Below are 18473 nucleotides of genomic sequence, written 5' to 3' on the forward strand. Positions count from 1 at the left end.
CATAGATTGAATTAATATCTGAATCAGGCATAAAAAAGCGCATCCAAAAATGCGTCGCTAGTTGCTCAATTGTTTTAACGCTTTTGCATCACGACGAATGCCACTTATTTTATTTTTATTCGCAAAATCATGAATGTTGAATCTTATTGCATTTAGGCAACATCCTTGGTTTGTTATTGTTCTTGATGTTCCATGCGGTACGCTGTTCGATATTGCTGACCACCAAGCTCTCACAGACATTGGGAACCCCGTAAGCAAATTCGAGCTGTTGTTGTGCTTGCACCATATTTTTATTCTCCTTGGGCCATAGATGGGGTTTAAGCCACATCTGCCTTGACTGGGGTTTTGGTAGTTTTGTGTTGTAAGCGAGATTCTACGGCTTGCAGATCAAGTACAGCTGCTGAAAGCAGAACGTCGTCCTGTTCAATTTGGCAGTTGATACCAAGGTTTTGATTGGCCTGTGCGGTTTTAGCGCTGACCACTTCCGCATGCTGACCTTTGGCAGGCGCCCACTCTAAAATTGGCAAGGCACGGGCAACCGCTAAAGTAATACGGTCACGCAAAGCTGCACTTTGAATGCTGTATTCAGGCGTGAAATCACGATCTGTGGCATACACCCCGATTGGCAAGGTTTGCGCTTGGAAGAAACTGAACAATGGACGTAACTGGTGTTCAAGTACCAAAGCATGACGGTTGCTACCGCCTGAAGCGGCTAACAAGACAGGCACATCGACCAAAGCCGTTTGTTCTACAAAATCAAAGAAATGCTTAAATAATCCTGTAAATGACGCACGGTAAACAGGAGTCCCGACAATCAGTGCATCCGCTGCTTCCACCGCTGCCAAGTCATCTTGCACACGCTGTGGTAATTGATGACGGTAAATCGCCCCACCCAAGAGCTGCCCGATTTCACTGAATTTAATAAAATGCACATTGATCGGAGTTGCATGACTCAGTTCACGAATAATTTCTTCGACTAGTGTTTCGGTTTTAGACGGATGATTTAATCCACCAGAAACAGCAACGATATTGAATGATTTTACCGCATTTAGAATTATGGACATGAGAATATACACCTGAATCGAAATATCAATCTGATCAGGTCTATTGATCCATATTTTCTTATGCAGCGTAAAATAATAAAAAATGGCAAATTTATCGTTTTTTAAGCTATGTAAAAATCAAAAGCAGTGCGTATATAAAAAATGCCTGCATATCTTTAATCCCCCAAACCATCAGGGGGAGAATTGCATTACACAGACCATTATTTATTAGACTGAGTTGTATTTTCTGGATGATTCAAGATGTTGTACATTGGCATCTCTGACCAATCATGCCCTGCATAGCGACCATCGTACATCGGCATATCCGACCAGTTTCGTCCCGCATAACGCCCATTGTACATCGGCATATCTGACCAATCATGCCCTGCATAGCGACTATTGTACATCGGCATATCCGACCAAGACTGCCCACTATACATTGGCATACTCGCAATATTTTGCTCCGTAGATTCATCATCGTACATCGGCATATTGCCCCAATGATTTCTGGCATAACCGCCATACATGGGCATATGATTCCAGTAACCTGCTCTTGAACCTGAACCCCATCCCATGCCATATCCACCACGATACGTGTTATGCATCGACAGCAGCATAAAACCAAAAAAAACCACCACTAAAACAAGTCCGAAAGCAATCCACATCCAACCCGCATTACGGTTTTCTATATTTTGATTCATCGGCTTCACCATGGTTAATTATTAATCTATTTTCTTTATTATAACGCCACAGATTCCCAAAAAAACACCCTGCATTTGCAGGGTATTTTTTTCATCTTACAACTTAGAATGGAACACGTTTATATTGACGGTATTCTGGTTTCCAGAAATTCTTCTCAATATTTTCCATGAGCAATTCATCACTAATCACAGGAGCTACGCCTGCATCCATCGCTGCTTTTGCCACTTTAAACGCAATCACACGTGACACTTTTTGAATGTCATCAATTTCAGGTAACAAGTCTGCATTTGGATCTTGCAACATTGGTGAACAGTCTGCCAAAGCATTGCTCGACGCCATCAACATGCTGTCCGTCACGCGAGTTGCACTGGCTGCAATCACGCCCAAACCAATACCTGGGAAAATGTATGAGTTATTGCACTGGCAAATGTTATACAGCTTGCCTTGATAATTTACAGGTGCAAACGGACTACCTGTTGCAATGAGCGCTTTACCGTCTGTCCAGTTCAAGACATCAGCAGGTACAGCTTCTACACGCGAAGTTGGATTCGACAATGGCAGTACAATCGGACGTTCACAGTTTTCAGCCAAAGTCCGAATAATTTCTTCGGTAAATAAACCTGGCTGACCCGATACCCCAATCAACACGGTTGGTTTGGCATGTTTCACCACATCAAGCAATGAAATCATTTCATCGGCTTGTGCCCAGCTTGCAACGGCTTCAGGTTGCTGTGCCAATTTACGCTGGAAGTCCAGCAAGTTCGGCTGATTTTCAGTGATTAAACCAAAACGATCAACCATAAATACTTGCTTGCGTGCTTCAGCATCAGTCAGACCTTCTGCCACCATTTGCGCCACGATCTGCTCAGCAATACCACAACCTGCTGAACCTGCACCCAAGAAAGCAATACGCTGATCTTTTAACTGCTTGCCTGCCGCACGACTCGCTGCAATCAAGCTCCCTACAGATACTGCAGCCGTTCCCTGAATATCATCATTGAAACAGCAGATTTCATCACGGTATTTGTTCAGTAAAGGCATCGCATTTTTCTGTGCAAAGTCTTCAAACTGAATCAAGGCTTTTGGCCAGCGACGGCGAATACCACGAATCACTTCATCAACAAAACTGTAATATTCATCACCGCTGATACGCGGTTGACGCCATCCCATGTAAATCGGGTCATTCAGTAACTGCTGGTTGTTGGTGCCGACATCAATGGTAATTGGCAATGTATAAGCAGGACTGATCCCACCACACGCTGTGTACAGCGATAATTTTCCGATTGGAATGCCCATACCTCCAATACCTTGATCGCCAAGGCCAAGGATACGTTCGCCATCGGTGATCACAATCACTTTGACATTTTTACGGTTCACGTTTTGCAAAATGTCGTCAATGTGTTCACGGTCAGGATAAGAAATAAATACGCCACGGTGACGGCGGTAAATATCAGAGAACTGTTGGCAAGCTTCACCAACCGTTGGTGTATAAATAATCGGCATCATTTCCGCCAAATGATCTTCAATCAGGCGGAAAAACAGGGTTTCGTTGGTGTCTTGGATATTCCGTAAATAAATGTGCTTATTGATCGCATCGTGGAATGCAGAGTACTGTTGATATGAGCGTTGGCTTTGTTCTTCAATAGTTTCAATAACATGGGGAATTAAGCCATGTAGGTTAAAACGAGTCCGTTCGTCTTCGCTAAATGCAGAACCTTTGTTCAATAAAGGCAATTCTAATAAGGTATTTCCAGCATAAGGGATATAAAGTGGGTGCTTTTTTTGCGTAGCAGAGGTCATGTTTAGTCTCATCTTTGACTAAAACCACACGATTGTGAAGTTTAGCTTTTCAAAATACCTGAATAGCTTAAGCCTTTTTTGATAAAAATGGGTATTTAGCAAATTTATAATGGTATGGGACTTATTTCGAGATTGAATTATTCTGAGTAATCTGGTTGGTCTTGAATCCTTTTTAAGGATTCTTGCAGAATTTTCACGAAATTCTGCAAGAGAAAATGAGAGGTTTCCAACTACTACTTTACGCTTTCTTTTTGGCAAAGCGTGCAAATTTACGATTAAAGTTGGCCACACGCCCTTCGTTGCTGGCCTGACGGACTTCACCTGTATAAAACGGATGTGAAGCACTGGAAATATCCAGCGTGACGTAAGGATAAATCTGCCCTTGATACGCTTTGCTTTGGCTCGGCTTTAAGGTTGAACCAATTAAGAAGTAGGTATCCGCGTTGGTATCGTGAAACAAAACTTGTTGATAATCAGGATGAATTTCTTTTTTCATAACACACTCCAATATAATTACGTTATAACATAACAATATTCTATCCGATTTTTTTCATCTTCGTCAAAAAATCCGTGTGCTCATGCACAAAATCGACAGAAATAGTCTTTCCCTAGAACGTACAAAATTTGCTATATTTAGCGTTTTTCCGCGACATTTTTTCTAACCATTATGAATACGGCAATCCAAGCAGCTCTTGATCATGCAGTTCAGTCCCTTCAACAACAGGGTGTTATTCCATCTGACTGGAAAAACAACAGCACCTTAACGCGAACCAAAGATCGAAGCCACGGTGATTTTGCCTCAAATGTTGCCATGACCGCTGCGAAAGCTGCAGGCTTAAAACCACGCGATCTTGCAGAACAAATCTTGGCAAATTTGCCTGAAGTTGCCGATATCAGTAAAGCTGAAATCGCTGGCCCAGGATTCATTAACTTCTTTTTAAATGCAGACCAACGTTTTACTGTGCTTGATCAAATTCAACAACAAAACCAGCAGTTTGGTCGCACTCAAAGCAATGTTGGACAACGCATCCAGGTTGAATTTGTATCAGCTAACCCAACTTCTAGCCTACATGTCGGTCATGGTCGTGGTGCAGCTTACGGTATGACCGTTGCGAATTTACTTGAAACGACTGGCGCTGTGGTTGACCGCGAATACTACGTTAACGACGCAGGTCGTCAGATGGACATTTTGGCGACTTCAACGTATTTACGTTATTTAGAATTAAAAGGCCAAAGCCTTGTCTTCCCAAAAAATGCTTACCAAGGCGACTATGTTAAAGAAATCGCGCAAAGCATTATTGAAAAAGATAGCGATGCACATGTCCGCCCTGTTGCAGATGTCTATAAAGATGTGCCTGAAGATGTTCAATATGCCGATGAGCTTGATGCAGATGGCAACAAAGTCGTTGTTTCAGGTGACAAAGAAAAACATATCGATGGTTTGATTGCCAACTCACAACAACTCCTTGGTGAAGGCTATCGCGTTTTCCATCAAGCTGCACTGAAAGCCATCTTAGCAGACATTAAAGATGACCTTGGTGAGTTCGGTGTCACCTTCAACCAATGGTTCAGCGAAGCTAGCCTGACTGAAAAAATTGATGAAGCGTTAGCAACCCTTGATCAACGTGGTTTCTTGTACGAACAAGACGGTAACATCTGGTTTAAATCAACAGAATTTGGCGACGAAAAAGACCGTGTAGTGAAACGTCGCAACGGTCAAACCACTTACTTTGCATCGGACATTGCTTACCACCTCAACAAATTACAACGTGGTTATACGCATATTGTGGATATTTGGGGTTCAGACCACCACGGTTATATTGCCCGCGTAAAAGCGGCAATTGATGCGATGGGTTATGACTCAAGCAAACTGACTGTACTTTTGGTTCAGTTCGTCAGCTTGTGGCGTGGCGGTGAGATGGTACAAATGTCCTCTCGTTCAGGTCAGTTCGTGACTTTACGTGAATTGCGTGAAGAAGTGGGCAACGATGCAGCGCGTTTCTATTACGTGATGCGTAAGAGCGAACAGCACATTGACTTTGACCTTGACCTTGCAGTTTCTCAAAGTAAAGACAACGCTGTGTATTATATTCAATACGCACATGCCCGTATCTGCCGTATGCTTGAAAAAGCCAAAGATACAGGCCTTGCATTTGATGCAGTAGCGGCACGCCAGTTTGCTGAACAATTAAGCCTTGATGCTGAAACTGAAATCTTGGCAAAACTTGCAGCTTACCCAGACATTATTAACCGTGCAGCCAATGCCTATGAACCACACCAAGTCGGTAACTACTTGAAAGAACTTGCAGCATTGTTCCATGGCTGGTACAACGAGCATAAAGTATTGAGTGAAGATGCTGCCCTAACGCAAGCTCGTTTATTACTTTCAGTAAACGTACAACAAGTTTTACGCAATGGTTTAGAATTGCTTGGCGTATCTGCACCAACAGCGATGTAAGTTAAGAGGGTTCCTACGTGTGGGGTAAAATACAACGCGGCGTTTCCGAGCGCCCTAAACAGCCAAAACAGTCATTCATTCCCAAGTGGTTTGGTACCTTAATTTTGATTTTAATGGTACTGAGCGCAGCGGTTGCATTAATGCTGTGGAAGCCGTGGGCACCCGTACAACCACATACTGATATTCCGACTGGGCAGCCACAGGAAGAGACCAATAAAGACTACCGTTTTTATGATCAGTTACCTAAACAACAGGTGACACCGATTCCTGAGCAAGCCGTACCTGTAACGCCTTCAAAAGAAGTGGGTGTCATTGTTGAAGCACCTGCACCACAACCAAGTGTAAGCAGTAGTACAGCCTCTGAGCCAACAGCAGCAGCTCAAACCAGTTATATTTTACAGGTGAAAAGCTTTACCGATCCTGACAGTGCAGATGCCAAACGTTCAGAAATTCTGATGAACAAATTGCCTGCGGATGTTATTGTCAGTGTGGAAAAGGGTAAAACTTGGTATCGTGTGATTTCAGGGCCTTTTACCAATCAAAATGATGCGATTGCTGCACAGCAAACACTGCAAAATAGCGGAATTGATTCGATCATTGTGAAGCACTAAGCCACCAAACTTTAAAAAGCGATCAACTGATCGCTTTTTTTATGGCTAAATTGCGCAATTTCGGGCCTAAGAAAAACACCAGATTCCCCAGTAATATACACATTACTCCGATCACCGCACTCAAACTCCAGTGATAGTTTTCCCAAATCGTAGAAATACTCAAAGCGACCAGAGGAAACAGCAAAGTACTATAAGCCGCCTGCCCTGCTCCGATCCGTCCAACTAAAATAAAATAAGCTGTAAAACCAACGACTGAACCAAAAATTGCCAAATAACCTACGGCCACAATAAATTGCCAGTTCCAAACAGGTAAAAACTGCATGCCTGTCATCGCAGCAAACCCGCCCATCCATAAAGTCCCATAACTCATGGCATAAGCATTGGTACTTAAGACATCTAGTCCTCGTTTCTGATGGCGTGCGCTGATCATATTTCCTAAAGAAAAACCGTAAGTTCCAAGCATACATAGACCGATACCAAGTAACGTCTCGGTTTGTAAGTGAGTGCTGCTCAAGTCTTGCCAGAACAATAAAAACATTCCCATAAAGCCCAATGTGACCGCAGGGAAAAACTGAGGAGAGATTTTTTGACCAAAAAACAGACGACTATTCAGGGTATTAAAAAGTACCGCCATCGAAAAAATAACGGATTCTAAGCCACTGTTAATATAAGCAATCGCATGATAGAAACATAAAAAATTTAACCCAAAAACACACAAACCCTGAACAGCAAAAAATAAATGATCTTTAACAGAGAAACGGCGTAAACGGCGGGTGATTAACAAGCCAAACACTAAACAACTCGCAGCCACAAGAAAGCGCCAGAAGACAGCAACGACAGGATCAACGAAATTGGACTGAGCAGTAATGGCAATCCATGTTGTGCCCCAAATCAGCACCACCAAAGCATATAAAAACAAGTTCACTGATGTTCTCCTTTTTTCATAGGCTAGTATGGAGAGCAGCTGAAAAATAAACTTGTATAAACTCGGGATCGACTTGCACAAACTTGCGGTTTTTTTAGAAAATCTGCAAAGACTGTTTAAAAAACAGCTAGACTATACTGTCCATGGTATTGTCACGTAATGATGCAGATGACCTATCAGACCCTTCAACAGCTTCAAAAGCATAAAGCACAGTTGCTTGACCATACGCAGCTGGGTTCTGGCATGCAATTGGCCTCTTGGTATAACCAACATGATCGTATTGGAGTCTGTAGCGATCACCATACCCTGAGTTTATATATTCAGGGAGGCTATGAAAGTTATCAAAAACGGGGCTTGAATTGGCATAATGGGGGCGGGCCAGATCATTTTTGCTTAATGCCACAGCATCAAGCATCAGAATGGGACATTCGCGGAGAGCTGAGTTTTGTGCATTTATATTATACTGACCAGCATCTACGAGATTTGGCGACCAATGTTTGGGACAAAGAGCCCAATACCATCCTGTTAGATGAAAAAACCTTCGCAGTTGATCCTCAGATCACTTTGTTATATCGGCATTTTTTACTCAATTGCGATTGGCAACAGTCCGAAAATTTACTGCAACTCTCGACCACGGCGACTTTATTGCTCAATCATATACTTCGCAACTACAGCAATATTGTATGGAACATGCCGCACGTCAAAGGCGGACTTGCACCTGCCACCTTGCGTTTACTGTTAGAGTGGATTGAGGCAAATTTACACTTACCACTAACCATTTCAGATTTGGCAGCGCAAGCGCATTTAAGCGACTACCATTTTGCCCATATGTTTCGGCATTCCATGCAACAAGCACCGCATCAATATATCTTGCAACAACGCTTGATGCGGGCACATCAGCTGATTCAGCACTCAACATTTAACTTGACTGAAGTTGCCTTTCAGTGTGGTTTCAGCTCTGCCAGCCATTTTAGCAATCGCTTTAAACAGCATTTTGGCTGTACACCTTCTCAACTTCGCGGCTCTTGCTAAGCCTGCAATTTATAGCATTCATCCAGTGCCAACGCATAATATTCTAGACCTTCACGTGCCGCGTTAAAGGCTTTGAGTTGCAGCTCAGGCTTGCCATCACATAAGCGTTTAATCAGCTCCATAGCTTCATATGGATGCAAATCATCATAATGGGCATGTGCACGTAACCACGCCAGTGATCGCTTGTTAATCTGAACCTCTGGATGATTCTCGTAACCACGAATTCCCTTATAAACATGCAAAGACCAATCCCCTGTTGCCCACTCAATCGCCAAATTGGTCGCTGCCAAGCACTCAGCCAGACTACTGCGGTAATTCACACTCCACAGGAAATGATTGACAGCATTCATTGCAGGTGGTGGAGTCACTGTATCAAGTTGATCAATGCTTAAGCCAAAACCACCAGCCCAATCCCGATACCAAGCCAAATGGCGCTCTTCGACTTTAATGTTCTGAATTAACCAATCCCGACTCTCCACGACCCCCTGCTCTTGAAAATGAATCGCCTTAGACAAGGCAAGTGCCATATAAGAAGGAAACTGTGCCACGAGTGGATAGAAGTTTAATAACGCAGCACGAAAACATTCTAATTTGAGCGTTCCATTTGCCATACCCAGAAATAATGGATGCTGGCTGACTCGTTCTTTTGCGGGAATTAAATCATCCCAAAATTTTTGGGCCCATTCACTATGTGGTGTGATTTCTAGGCTAAATTCATTTTTTAAAATCGTCATTACCCTATTCCTATTTATAATCCACACTTTTATTTTTAATACAATATTATTCTAGAATAATCAATTAGATTTATTGATTTATTAGACAAAAACTACTGTTCTATTGATTTAAATAAAATATAGAATTTGAATTATGTATTTATGTTAATAAATACATAATGATAGATTTACTCTCTTTATTTCCATTAAACATTACATTATATTTCACGAATAATATTTACTTTTTACATGAATTTTACACTTAAAATTCTAAATATCATTTATTATCATGCAGCACCATATAGCATTAAGGATAATTATTATCAGTCTAAAAAATTCATAAAATATAATATTATAACGAAATTTTTATATACAATTTTAAAATCGCGTTATAATTTTCATTTCATAGAAGATATTATATAAACCATAGAAGAAACTAAAAATATAGATTCTTAGAAGAGTGAGATGAAGCTATGAACTTACAGGGTTCTAGTATCCTTGGTCGGAAACAAGTCGATTTACTCAAAAAAACTCGGTTAAATTTTCTGTGGTTTCCTAAAAGATTCGAACGCCTATACAGAGAACGCTATTGTAACGAAGCCGCTTATGAGTTTCGTTATCGTGGTTTTATTATCTTAATTTTATATCTTTATCTTTCTTTGGGTATTTATGAAGTTTTACCAGACAGTCAAGTTATGGCTTGGGCATTATTATATGGCTGGGTAGGGATCATTATTTTTATAGCTTGGATTAGCTCTTTTATTAAAAAGCTCAATTCTTGGTTTGATTATTACGCTTCAATTGGTTCAACCCTTTCCGTTACCATTAGTTTCATTTTAGTCAATGGCTTACAGCAAGTCCAAAATACAGTTCTATTTCATACTGCCATGATGTATGCAGTGATTATTATTTATGCCTTTGTCGGTCTACGCTTTTATACCGCTTTACTGGCAGGTTGGTTAGGTGGGTTGCTTGGGCTGATTATCAGTAATCATATGAATGCCATGATTGACTGGACGCTGCTCAACCGCACATATACCTTTAGCAGTTTTTTAGGCATGTCTTTGGCCTACTTCATTGATCGGCAACACCGCGAAAATTTTCTAAAAAACTGTATTATCGAACATAACCACCTTGAGTTGGTACAACAAGCTCAGCAACTCTCAAAGCTCTCACAAATTGATTCACTGACTGGCTTGGCCAATCGCCGCTATCTCGATGAAATTTTAGAAAAAGAATGGCAACGTGCGATCCATTGTTCAATGCCACTGACCATCATGATGATCGATATTGATTATTTTAAATTGTATAACGACTCACTGGGACACATCCAAGGCGATGAATGCTTAAAACGGATTGCCTTTATGCTGAGCTGCGCTAAAGCTAAACACTCTGATGCTGTAATTGCCCGTTATGGTGGTGAAGAGTTTTTACTGCTATTTCCTCAAACAGATGAAAAAGAGGCCCAAGCACGTGCGGAAGAATTAATGAAGAAAGTCCATCAACTGGCCTTACCACATCCCTCTAGCTCAATTTCGTCTTATGTCACGCTGAGCATGGGTGTTGCAACAACCATTCCTTTATATGGGGAAACCGTTTCTGAGCTGGTGGGTATGGCAGACCATGCACTTTACCTAGCCAAACATCGTGGACGTGATCAATATCAAATTGCAACCAGTCATCGACCACCTCTGGCAATCGCCGAATAGTATCTTCCGCTATTCCGCCATCTGTAATAATTGTTTTTCTGACAGCACTAAAATACCGTGTTGACGTAACAACGCTGTCGTCACTCCTACCCCATCCATTTTAATTCCAAAGAATGAACCATCATAAATCTGTTGACTACCACAAGATGGACTATTTTCTTTTAATACCACATGAGTTGCCTGATATTTCTGAGCAATCGCCAGCGTGGAATAAGCGCCTTGAATATATTGCTCAGTGACATCACGCCCTGACTGCTCAATGACCTGTGCTGTACCTGCCAAAACACTGTAGCCATCTCCGCCAATAATTTCAGCGGGTGGTCGTGGCGTGGCTAAGCCTGCAAGCAACTCTGGACAAATCGCAATGGCTTTGTGTTGATGAATCAGCTGCTGAACTTTGAGATGTAAACAGTCTGTTCCATCATATCTAACAGGTTTACCTGCCAAACATGCGCTGACTAGGATCATGATTCAACACGCCTACAAGGAAAAAGATAAGCATAGCGCTTTTTACATTTAACCCTAAGTACTATTGATAATGCCCATCAATTTCCTGTGCACGCTGAAAGGCTTCACGCTGCTGAATACGTGACAGAAATGCACGAATGTTGGGAATATCGAGTGGAACACGTTTAGATAATGCCTGAAGTGGAAAACTCATTTGAATGTCAGCAAAAGAGAATTCTCCAGCAAAATAATCATGTCTTGCCAAATAGTTTTCAATATACAGAACATGATCCTTGAGACGAGGCTGTAAAAAACCCGTCTTGACACCATTGCAGACTTTTTTCGCAATTGGCCGAATCAATAATGGCATATGGCAAGGCATATTACTCATCACCAGTTGAAACACCAGCAGTGGCATCAGTGAGCCTTCAGCATAATGCATCCAGTATAAATACTGATAAGCATGTTCCTGATCTTCAGGTTTGGGCTTGAATTGACCCTCCTGGTCATAACGCTGCTGTAACATTTCCAAAATCACAGCCGACTCTGCAAGCACTTGCTGACCATCCTGCAAAACTGGGGATTTTCCTAGCGGATGAACAATCTTGAGTTCTTCAGGCGCCGCGAGATTCGGCTGACGCTTATAAAAGCGAATTTGGTAATTTTGCAAATGTAACTCTTCTAAAGCCCATAAAATACGAAAGGCTCGTGAGTACTGTAAATAGTGCAGAATCATCATGAAAGCGACCTCCAGAGTGTGGCTTCCCGTCATCTTCATAGATCAATATATGATCACTAGGGTTTGTTATAACCTAGAATTTCGATGCAATACAACTACAACTTAAATGCTGATGACACTCCTGTTACAATAGCAATTATCACATTTCGATAAATTCCTGACTTTTTATAAGGTTTTACCTGCATGGAATCTCAAAATTCGCCTAAGTATCAAGCTCTCGAACCCAAATACCGCTTATTGGTTCTTTTGGTGTCTATTGGGTTTTTCATGCAAGCTCTCGATACAACCATTGTCAATACGGCACTCCCAGCCATGGCACAGCACTTGCGAGAAGATCCTCTACATATGCATGGGGTTGTCGTGGCTTATGTGCTCTCCGTTGCAACCTGCATTCCTTTAAGTGGCTGGCTAGCGGATCGTTTTGGTCTGCGTGTTGTCTATCTCAGTGCCATTATTATTTTTACACTGGCGTCACTGGGTTGTGGCTTGTCCAACTCTTTAGAACTCCTGATTTTTTTCCGTGTCTTACAAGGAATGGGTGGGGCTTTATTGTTGCCTGTTGGACGCCTGTCTTTGCTTAGAATCATTCCACGCGACCAGTTTTTATCTGCGATTAACCTCATGAGCCTTGCAGGGTTAGTTGGCCCACTGATTGGCCCAACACTTGGTGGATGGCTAGTGGAAGTTGCCAGTTGGCACTGGATTTTCTTACTCAATATTCCTATGGGAATATTGGGCGTTTTAGTCACGTTAAAAGCTTTACCGAATATTGTCGAAGCGAATGTCAAACGTTTTGATATTTCAGGCGTACTCATGCTGATTGTAGCAATGGTTGGACTCACCTTGGGGATTGATTCATTTTCAGTTGAAGCCTCATCGCATTTGATTGCCTATCTACTTTTGGCTGCTGGTCTGATCGCCAGCACTTTATATGCACATCATGCATATAACCAGCAACATGCACTGTTTCGTAGTGATTTATTCCGACATGAGTTCTATGTGATTGGCATTTTAGGGAATTTCTTTGCGCGTTTTGCAGGGAATGCCATTCCATTTATATTGCCTTTACTCTTACAAGTGGTGTTTCAATTTAGCCCCTTTGAAACAGGCTTGATGATGATTCCGCTGGTTCTCGGTTCTTTATTTTCTAAGCCGATTGTCCGCCCTCTAATTCAGCATTTTGGTTATCGTAATGTTCTGCTGATCAACACGGTTGCCGTTGGACTGTGTGTGATGAGCTTTACCTTGACCACAGCAACGACACCAGAATGGCTACGTGCACTACATTTCTTTCTGTTTGGTACACTCAACTCGATCCAGTTTGTGTCGATGAACACTTACACGTTGAAGGATTTACCCTCTCAGCATGCCAGTAGCGGCAACAGTTTCTTGTCAATGATCATGATGCTCTCCATGAGTATCGGGATTGCACTGACAGGGACGCTGATTAATTTCTATCAGGGTGCGACTTTTCACTTTTCAACCGCCCAAGCTTTTGATTACACGCTCATTACGCTAGGTATCATCAATGTGATCACCATGCTGGTTTTTTGGAAGATTCCAAAAGAAAATCAATCATAAGTTTAAATAGGTTTTCAGGCGCAGTTTTCTTAAAATAGAGACTTAACCTTACATATCTGCTGGATCATGAAAGCTGCCTGCAAAAGCCATTTGCACCTTGTCCGAACTTTAACTGCGACCCTTGTAGTCTTAATCCTGTGCTTGATTAGCCTGATTCTATTCCAGAACCAGCCTGTAGAAGCGCAAGATCATCCTGTGCAAGGCTTTGATGTCTCTCATCATCAAGGCAATATCGACTGGAAAAAAATATCACCGCATAAATATCAATTTGTATATTTAAAAGCCACCGAAGGTGGCGACTACCAAGACCCGAGTTTTCAGCAAAATTGGTTAAAAGCGCGTGAGCAGGGCTTACATGTGGGCGCTTATCATTATTATCGTTTATGCCGTGAAGCAAAAATTCAGGCCGCCAATTTTATTGCCACAGTGCCCAATAAAGCTGATGCCCTAGCCCCTGTGATTGACTTGGAATACGATGCCAATTGCATCCAAAATTCAAATCAAGAACAACTCCTGAAACAAATTCAGGTGATGCAGCAAATCTTGCATCAGCATTATGGTAAAGCCCCCATTATATATACCTCAAAGACCTTTTATCATATTGTACTCATGGGACACATCCCTCATACCGCACTCTGGATTCGCGATTATGATGAGGCTTATCCAAAACTCAAAGACCAGCATGGCTGGATGTTCTGGCAATACACTCAAAAAGGGCATATCAATGGAATTAGCCAATCTGTCGATCTGAACGCCTATGCAGGCTCAGCAGAACAATGGCAAAGTTATTTACGTTATTTAGGGATTATTCATCATTAAACAGCGCAAAATCATTCACATCGACATGGATGCCTTTTATGCTTCAGTTGAATTACGTGAACGCCCCGACTTAGTCGATGTCCCTGTCGTGGTTGCATCACATCATCCACGTGCGGTCATCACAACTGCCTCCTACCCTGCACGACGTTTTGGCTTACGTTCTGCCATGTCGATGGCACAAGCCCGTAAACTCTGCCCACAAGTCATCGTCCTAGAACCTCGCTTTGAACTATATCGACAGGTATCAACCCAAATTCAGCAGATTTTCCAGCAATATACCGATCTAATTGAACCGTTATCTTTAGATGAAGCCTATTTGGATGTCACCGAAAATAAACAAGGTCTGGCATCAGCAACTGCTGTGGCTCAAGCCATTCAACAGCAAATCTGGCAACAGACTCAACTGACAGCTTCAGCAGGCGTTGCACCTAATAAATTTTTAGCCAAAATTGCATCGGACTGGTATAAACCCAATGGACTCTGTGTGATTAAACCACAGCAAGTTCAGCAATTTATTTATGATCTTCCCTTAAAAAAAATCCCTGGGGTAGGTAAAGTGACTCAAGCCAAGCTCGAACAATTACAGCTTTACACACTCGGCGATTTACAAAAAATTGAATTGCACGTTTTACAGCAGCACTTTGGAAAATATGGGCAACAACTGCACCTGTATGCACAAGGCATTGATAATCGACCTGTAGAAGCCAGCCGAGTCCGTCAGCAAATTTCTAAAGAAATCACATTTGATCAGGATCTGTATTTAACGGAATGCCAAACTGCATGGCCAGCACTGGCTGAAAAAGTCTGGGCAAGTTTAGCAAAGCGTCAGCTCAGTGCCTTTGGTGTAACAGTAAAGCTCAAACAAGCTGATTTTCATGTGCTGCAACACAGTAAACGCTTCCAAAGTCCCTTAGAAAATCTGGCACAACTACAACAAGCCATTGCCTTATTAATTACAGAACTGAATATTTCCCCTCAATTGCGCTTTCGTTTGGTTGGGGTTGGTGTCTATCAACTCTTAGAAATTGAGCAAAAAGCCCAACTCTCTTTTTGGTCAGACATTGAATAACTTAAAATAATTCTGCTTCATAGAAAATATATGCACTAAATACTCGCATGCCATGCATTTTTCGATTAAGCTAGTCGCGCTTACATTTATCCATGAAGCTATTGCAAGGTTAAAACTAATCCATGGTTTTAACCAGCCGTCCCTGTAATACATCGGATTAATCATCTTGCGCATTGCAGGGCGCTCCGATTGTTAGGCATGGACTCCTTCTGAATGACCTCTAGTTCTTCTCTACATACCACACAAGAAAAACGAGCTCGCAAAGCTGCTCTTAGTAGTTTTATTGGCGCAGTTGTGGACTGGTATGATTTTTTACTTTACGGCATTGTTGCCGCATTAGTATTTAAACAACAATTTTTTCCAAATATTGACCCAACCATGGGTACATTGGCTGCGTTTGCCACGTTTGGAGTTGGTTTTCTCTTTCGACCACTCGGTGGTATAGTCTTCGGGCATTTTGGTGACAAATTAGGTCGAAAAAAAATGCTGTTCTTGACCGTGTTTCTCATGGGTGGAGCAACTGTATTCATCGGACTATTACCAACTTTTACACAAATTGGTTGGTGGGCACCTGTACTCTTGGTCACGTTACGTGCAATCCAAGGCTTTGCCGTAGGCGGTGAATGGGGTGGTGCAGCACTCATGGCTGTTGAAAATGCACCAACAACTAAAAAGGCTTTTTATAGTAGTGGTGTTCAAATCGGTTATGGCGTGGGCTTAATGCTGGCATCTGGCTGTGTATCACTGATCACCTTATTTATCGGTGAAGATGGTTTTCGTGACTGGGGCTGGCGCATTCCTTTTCTCGCTAGCGTGATCCTGGTTGCTTTTGCTGTATGGGTTCGTTCAGATCAAGAAGAATCTTCCGAATTCAAACAACAGCAACAACACAAACCTAAGCCTCAGGAAAAGATATCTCGCTTTCCAATTATTGAAGCGGTTAAGCACAATCCGAAAGGTTTTTTCTACATCATTGCATTACGCTTAGCTGAATTGCTTTCAATGTATTTGGTCACGACCTTTGCCCTGAATTATTCAACTGAAAAATTGCACATGTCTTCGCAGTTATTCTTGAACATTTCCTTAATGGTCGGAGCGATTAGCTGTGTCAGTATTCCATTTTTTGCCATGCTTGCAGACCGTTTTGGTCGCCGCCGCATGTGTATTATTGGTGGTCTAATTGGTGCAGCCGCCGCATTTCCATTCTTCTTGGCATTGCAAAACGGATCTGTTTTTTGGTTAGTGATTTTATCTATTCTTCTCGCCAATCTTGCACACGACATGGTAGTCAGCGTTCATCAGCCTATTTTTACCGAATTGTTTGGAACAGAATATCGCTATAGCGGTGCAGGTGTCGGTTATCAGCTTGCCAGTATTATTGGCGGTGGTTTTACTCCATTTATTGCGACTGGGCTCATCTTCCTTGCACATGGGCACTGGATTTTCGTTGCGATCTATTTAACTGTGGGCTGTTTATTAACTTCAATTGTTGCAGCATGTATGAAGGGTCAAGTATCATCAAAAACTGTCAATTCTCCCCTTGTAGATTAAAGTTATGGCTGTTGAACGTTTACATGTAAGCTCACGTTTTTGTGAAGTGGCAATTTCGGGTAATTTAGTCCATCTCGCTGGGCAACTTGCAGATGATACAAGCCAAGATATTCGCTCACAAACACAACAAACCCTCGATAATATTGACCGCTTTTTAGCTGATGCAGGTACAGATAAAACCCATATTCTATCTGTCATTATTTTTCTCAAAGATATCGAACAAGACTATGCAGCCATGAATGAAGTTTGGGATGCATGGGTTGTTTCAGGTCATGCACCTGCACGTACTTGTGTAGAGTCTAAACTGTATGCTCCAGAAGTTTTGGTTGAAATGACAGTAACTGCTGTTAAACCATAAGCTTTCAAACTGGCATTTGCCTACGCAAATGCCATCGTTTTTTCCTGAATATTTAAATCACGCGACAATTTTTTCAAATCTGGTATGCCTGCATAACGCAGCACTCGATAACCAGCCATTTCTAATAAAGCATCTTCATAACGATCATCACGATGTTGAGTAAACATCGAATCACTTAACGAAATAATCGTAACTACTTGAAATTTTTCATTTAAAATCACAAAATCAGCAATCATATTATGATATTTTGCACGTGTATGTGAATATTTACTTGTCAATAATGAGCTATAAGACACATTCGATAAAATAATATGTTGTGGTAGCAACTGAGACAAGCGTTGATAAATCATCTGCTCATTATAGTTAAGTAATGCACGCTGTTTTAAAGCACTATCATAATGTTGATGATCAGTATTGCGATTTCTATATCGAACAGCAAATACCACCAAAATCAACACACTCAATATACTTAGAGAAATGAGTTCAATCATTCTATCCCTTCCTTATAATTATCTGATTTATTGATCAGCTGCAATCCTTTGCAAATTCCTTATTTATCCCTAAATTTATCAAGACATTCAGAGAAACAATGCCATTGACAATCTATAGTTTTATAATGATAAATTATTGATATATTCGTCAACCTTACGAATACCTACCTAATCTACAGCATGAACTTAATTTTTTTGATTGTTTATAACTAAAGAATCATATTTTATTGTAACTTTTATATCCTATTTTCTTAAAAGCTTCTAAAAAAATTAAAATTATTGGATTTTTATAAGAAAAAATACCCCGCAAAGAAAAGCACCCCGACCTCTATAGAGATTGGGGTGCTTTGAATAATGAGCTGGCGATGACTTACTCTCACATGGGTAACCCCACACTACCATCAGCGCTAAGAGGTTTCACTTCT

The 18473-nt window shown here is 41.5% G+C and carries 18 protein-coding genes and 1 pseudogene; 9 read left to right on the top strand and 10 right to left on the bottom strand.

Going from position 1 to position 18473, the window contains the following annotated elements; translation table 11 throughout:
* Positions 1-175: 175 nt before the first annotated feature.
* The 5 genes and pseudogenes from C1A47_RS17860 to C1A47_RS07740 form a co-directional block, all read right to left on the bottom strand.
* Positions 176-286, bottom strand: a pseudogene (locus C1A47_RS17860) (dimethyl sulfone monooxygenase SfnG); the annotation flags it as partial.
* Between the two features lie 31 nt (positions 287-317).
* On the bottom strand, positions 318-1064 hold the full coding sequence (gene msuE, locus C1A47_RS07725; RefSeq protein ID WP_111894035.1) for an FMN reductase: 747 nt from the start codon (positions 1062-1064) through the stop codon (positions 318-320).
* Positions 1065-1264: 200 nt separating this feature from the next.
* On the bottom strand, positions 1265-1744 hold the full coding sequence (locus C1A47_RS07730) for a hypothetical protein (protein WP_111894037.1): 480 nt from the start codon (positions 1742-1744) through the stop codon (positions 1265-1267).
* A gap of 103 nt (positions 1745-1847) precedes the next feature.
* The gene (locus tag C1A47_RS07735; protein WP_111894039.1) at positions 1848-3545 is read right to left on the bottom strand and encodes an NAD-dependent malic enzyme; all 1698 of its coding nucleotides are present in this window, start codon (positions 3543-3545) and stop codon (positions 1848-1850) included.
* 238 nt (positions 3546-3783) lie between these two features.
* Complete coding sequence (locus tag C1A47_RS07740) at positions 3784-4041, bottom strand: type B 50S ribosomal protein L31 (protein ID WP_111894041.1); 258 nt, start codon at positions 4039-4041, stop codon at positions 3784-3786.
* A gap of 171 nt (positions 4042-4212) precedes the next feature.
* On the opposite strand from C1A47_RS07740, the gene argS reads away from it, so the two are divergent.
* Both argS and C1A47_RS07750 read left to right on the top strand, forming a co-directional pair.
* Entirely contained in the window at positions 4213-6003 is a 1791-nt protein-coding gene (gene argS, locus C1A47_RS07745; protein WP_111894043.1) for an arginine--tRNA ligase, read from the top strand.
* 17 nt (positions 6004-6020) lie between these two features.
* Positions 6021-6614, top strand: coding sequence for an SPOR domain-containing protein (locus tag C1A47_RS07750; protein ID WP_111894045.1), 594 nt, complete (start codon positions 6021-6023; stop codon positions 6612-6614).
* A 22-nt stretch (positions 6615-6636) separates the two neighbouring features.
* Here C1A47_RS07750 and C1A47_RS07755 read toward each other — a convergent pair whose 3' ends face one another.
* Positions 6637-7539 carry a DMT family transporter gene (locus tag C1A47_RS07755; RefSeq protein ID WP_111894047.1) on the bottom strand — a complete coding sequence of 301 codons (903 nt, stop codon included), beginning with the start codon at positions 7537-7539 and terminating at the stop codon, positions 6637-6639.
* Positions 7540-7707: 168 nt separating this feature from the next.
* Between C1A47_RS07755 and C1A47_RS07760 the strand changes: the two genes are divergently transcribed.
* Entirely contained in the window at positions 7708-8571 is an 864-nt protein-coding gene (locus C1A47_RS07760; protein WP_111894103.1) for an AraC family transcriptional regulator, read from the top strand.
* On the opposite strand, the gene C1A47_RS07765 is transcribed toward C1A47_RS07760, so the two are convergent.
* Positions 8568-9305, bottom strand: a complete 738-nt coding sequence (locus tag C1A47_RS07765; RefSeq protein ID WP_111894049.1) for a TenA family transcriptional regulator — start codon at positions 9303-9305, stop codon at positions 8568-8570. The genes C1A47_RS07760 and C1A47_RS07765 overlap by 4 nt on opposite strands.
* 452 nt (positions 9306-9757) lie before the next feature.
* Here C1A47_RS07765 and C1A47_RS07770 point away from each other — a divergent pair, with 452 nt between their 5' ends.
* The gene (locus tag C1A47_RS07770; RefSeq protein ID WP_111894051.1) at positions 9758-10993 is read left to right on the top strand and encodes a GGDEF domain-containing protein; all 1236 of its coding nucleotides are present in this window, start codon (positions 9758-9760) and stop codon (positions 10991-10993) included.
* A gap of 9 nt (positions 10994-11002) precedes the next feature.
* Here the strand turns inward: C1A47_RS07770 and C1A47_RS07775 are convergent, their stop codons facing one another.
* Both C1A47_RS07775 and C1A47_RS07780 read right to left on the bottom strand, forming a co-directional pair.
* Complete coding sequence (locus C1A47_RS07775) at positions 11003-11461, bottom strand: DUF523 domain-containing protein (RefSeq protein ID WP_111894053.1); 459 nt, start codon at positions 11459-11461, stop codon at positions 11003-11005.
* Between the two features lie 61 nt (positions 11462-11522).
* Positions 11523-12179, bottom strand: a complete 657-nt coding sequence (locus C1A47_RS07780) for a glutathione S-transferase (RefSeq protein ID WP_111894055.1) — start codon at positions 12177-12179, stop codon at positions 11523-11525.
* A gap of 183 nt (positions 12180-12362) precedes the next feature.
* Here C1A47_RS07780 and mdtD point away from each other — a divergent pair, with 183 nt between their 5' ends.
* The 5 genes from mdtD to C1A47_RS07810 all read left to right on the top strand — a co-directional run bounded on the left by mdtD (position 12363) and on the right by C1A47_RS07810 (position 17557).
* Positions 12363-13760 carry a multidrug transporter subunit MdtD gene (gene mdtD / locus C1A47_RS07785; RefSeq protein WP_111894057.1) on the top strand — a complete coding sequence of 466 codons (1398 nt, stop codon included), beginning with the start codon at positions 12363-12365 and terminating at the stop codon, positions 13758-13760.
* Between the two features lie 66 nt (positions 13761-13826).
* On the top strand, positions 13827-14579 hold the full coding sequence (locus C1A47_RS07790; RefSeq protein ID WP_111894059.1) for a GH25 family lysozyme: 753 nt from the start codon (positions 13827-13829) through the stop codon (positions 14577-14579).
* Positions 14575-15648, top strand: coding sequence for a DNA polymerase IV (dinB, locus tag C1A47_RS07795; protein ID WP_264756265.1), 1074 nt, complete (start codon positions 14575-14577; stop codon positions 15646-15648). Before C1A47_RS07790 ends, dinB begins: the two co-directional genes overlap by 5 nt.
* Positions 15649-15861: 213 nt before the next feature.
* A complete protein-coding gene (gene shiA, locus C1A47_RS07805; RefSeq protein WP_111894065.1) occupies positions 15862-17199 on the top strand; it encodes a shikimate transporter in 1338 nt (445 codons plus the stop codon).
* A 4-nt stretch (positions 17200-17203) separates the two neighbouring features.
* Positions 17204-17557, top strand: coding sequence for a RidA family protein (locus C1A47_RS07810; RefSeq protein WP_111894067.1), 354 nt, complete (start codon positions 17204-17206; stop codon positions 17555-17557).
* A gap of 20 nt (positions 17558-17577) precedes the next feature.
* Here the strand turns inward: C1A47_RS07810 and C1A47_RS07815 are convergent, their stop codons facing one another.
* Complete coding sequence (locus C1A47_RS07815) at positions 17578-18048, bottom strand: DUF2726 domain-containing protein (RefSeq protein WP_111894069.1); 471 nt, start codon at positions 18046-18048, stop codon at positions 17578-17580.
* Between the last annotated feature and the right edge of the window lie 425 nt (positions 18049-18473).

The organism is Acinetobacter sp. MB5 (genome assembly GCF_003261585.1).
In the GTDB taxonomy this organism is placed as follows: Bacteria; Pseudomonadota; Gammaproteobacteria; order Pseudomonadales; family Moraxellaceae; genus Acinetobacter.

Coding starts and splice junctions, on each gene's coding strand:
- argS (WP_111894043.1), top strand. CDS start 4,213: ATGAATACGGCAATCCAAGCAGCTCTTGATCATGCAGTTCAGTCCCTT.
- C1A47_RS07790 (WP_111894059.1), top strand. CDS start 13,827: ATGAAAGCTGCCTGCAAAAGCCATTTGCACCTTGTCCGAACTTTAACT.
- C1A47_RS07765 (WP_111894049.1), bottom strand. CDS start 9,305: ATGACGATTTTAAAAAATGAATTTAGCCTAGAAATCACACCACATAGT.
- C1A47_RS07770 (WP_111894051.1), top strand. CDS start 9,758: ATGAACTTACAGGGTTCTAGTATCCTTGGTCGGAAACAAGTCGATTTA.
- C1A47_RS07730 (WP_111894037.1), bottom strand. CDS start 1,744: ATGAATCAAAATATAGAAAACCGTAATGCGGGTTGGATGTGGATTGCT.
- mdtD (WP_111894057.1), top strand. CDS start 12,363: ATGGAATCTCAAAATTCGCCTAAGTATCAAGCTCTCGAACCCAAATAC.
- C1A47_RS07815 (WP_111894069.1), bottom strand. CDS start 18,048: ATGATTGAACTCATTTCTCTAAGTATATTGAGTGTGTTGATTTTGGTG.
- C1A47_RS07740 (WP_111894041.1), bottom strand. CDS start 4,041: ATGAAAAAAGAAATTCATCCTGATTATCAACAAGTTTTGTTTCACGAT.
- C1A47_RS07775 (WP_111894053.1), bottom strand. CDS start 11,461: ATGATCCTAGTCAGCGCATGTTTGGCAGGTAAACCTGTTAGATATGAT.
- C1A47_RS07780 (WP_111894055.1), bottom strand. CDS start 12,179: ATGATGATTCTGCACTATTTACAGTACTCACGAGCCTTTCGTATTTTA.
- msuE (WP_111894035.1), bottom strand. CDS start 1,064: ATGTCCATAATTCTAAATGCGGTAAAATCATTCAATATCGTTGCTGTT.
- C1A47_RS07810 (WP_111894067.1), top strand. CDS start 17,204: ATGGCTGTTGAACGTTTACATGTAAGCTCACGTTTTTGTGAAGTGGCA.
- shiA (WP_111894065.1), top strand. CDS start 15,862: ATGACCTCTAGTTCTTCTCTACATACCACACAAGAAAAACGAGCTCGC.
- C1A47_RS07760 (WP_111894103.1), top strand. CDS start 7,708: ATGACCTATCAGACCCTTCAACAGCTTCAAAAGCATAAAGCACAGTTG.
- C1A47_RS07735 (WP_111894039.1), bottom strand. CDS start 3,545: ATGACCTCTGCTACGCAAAAAAAGCACCCACTTTATATCCCTTATGCT.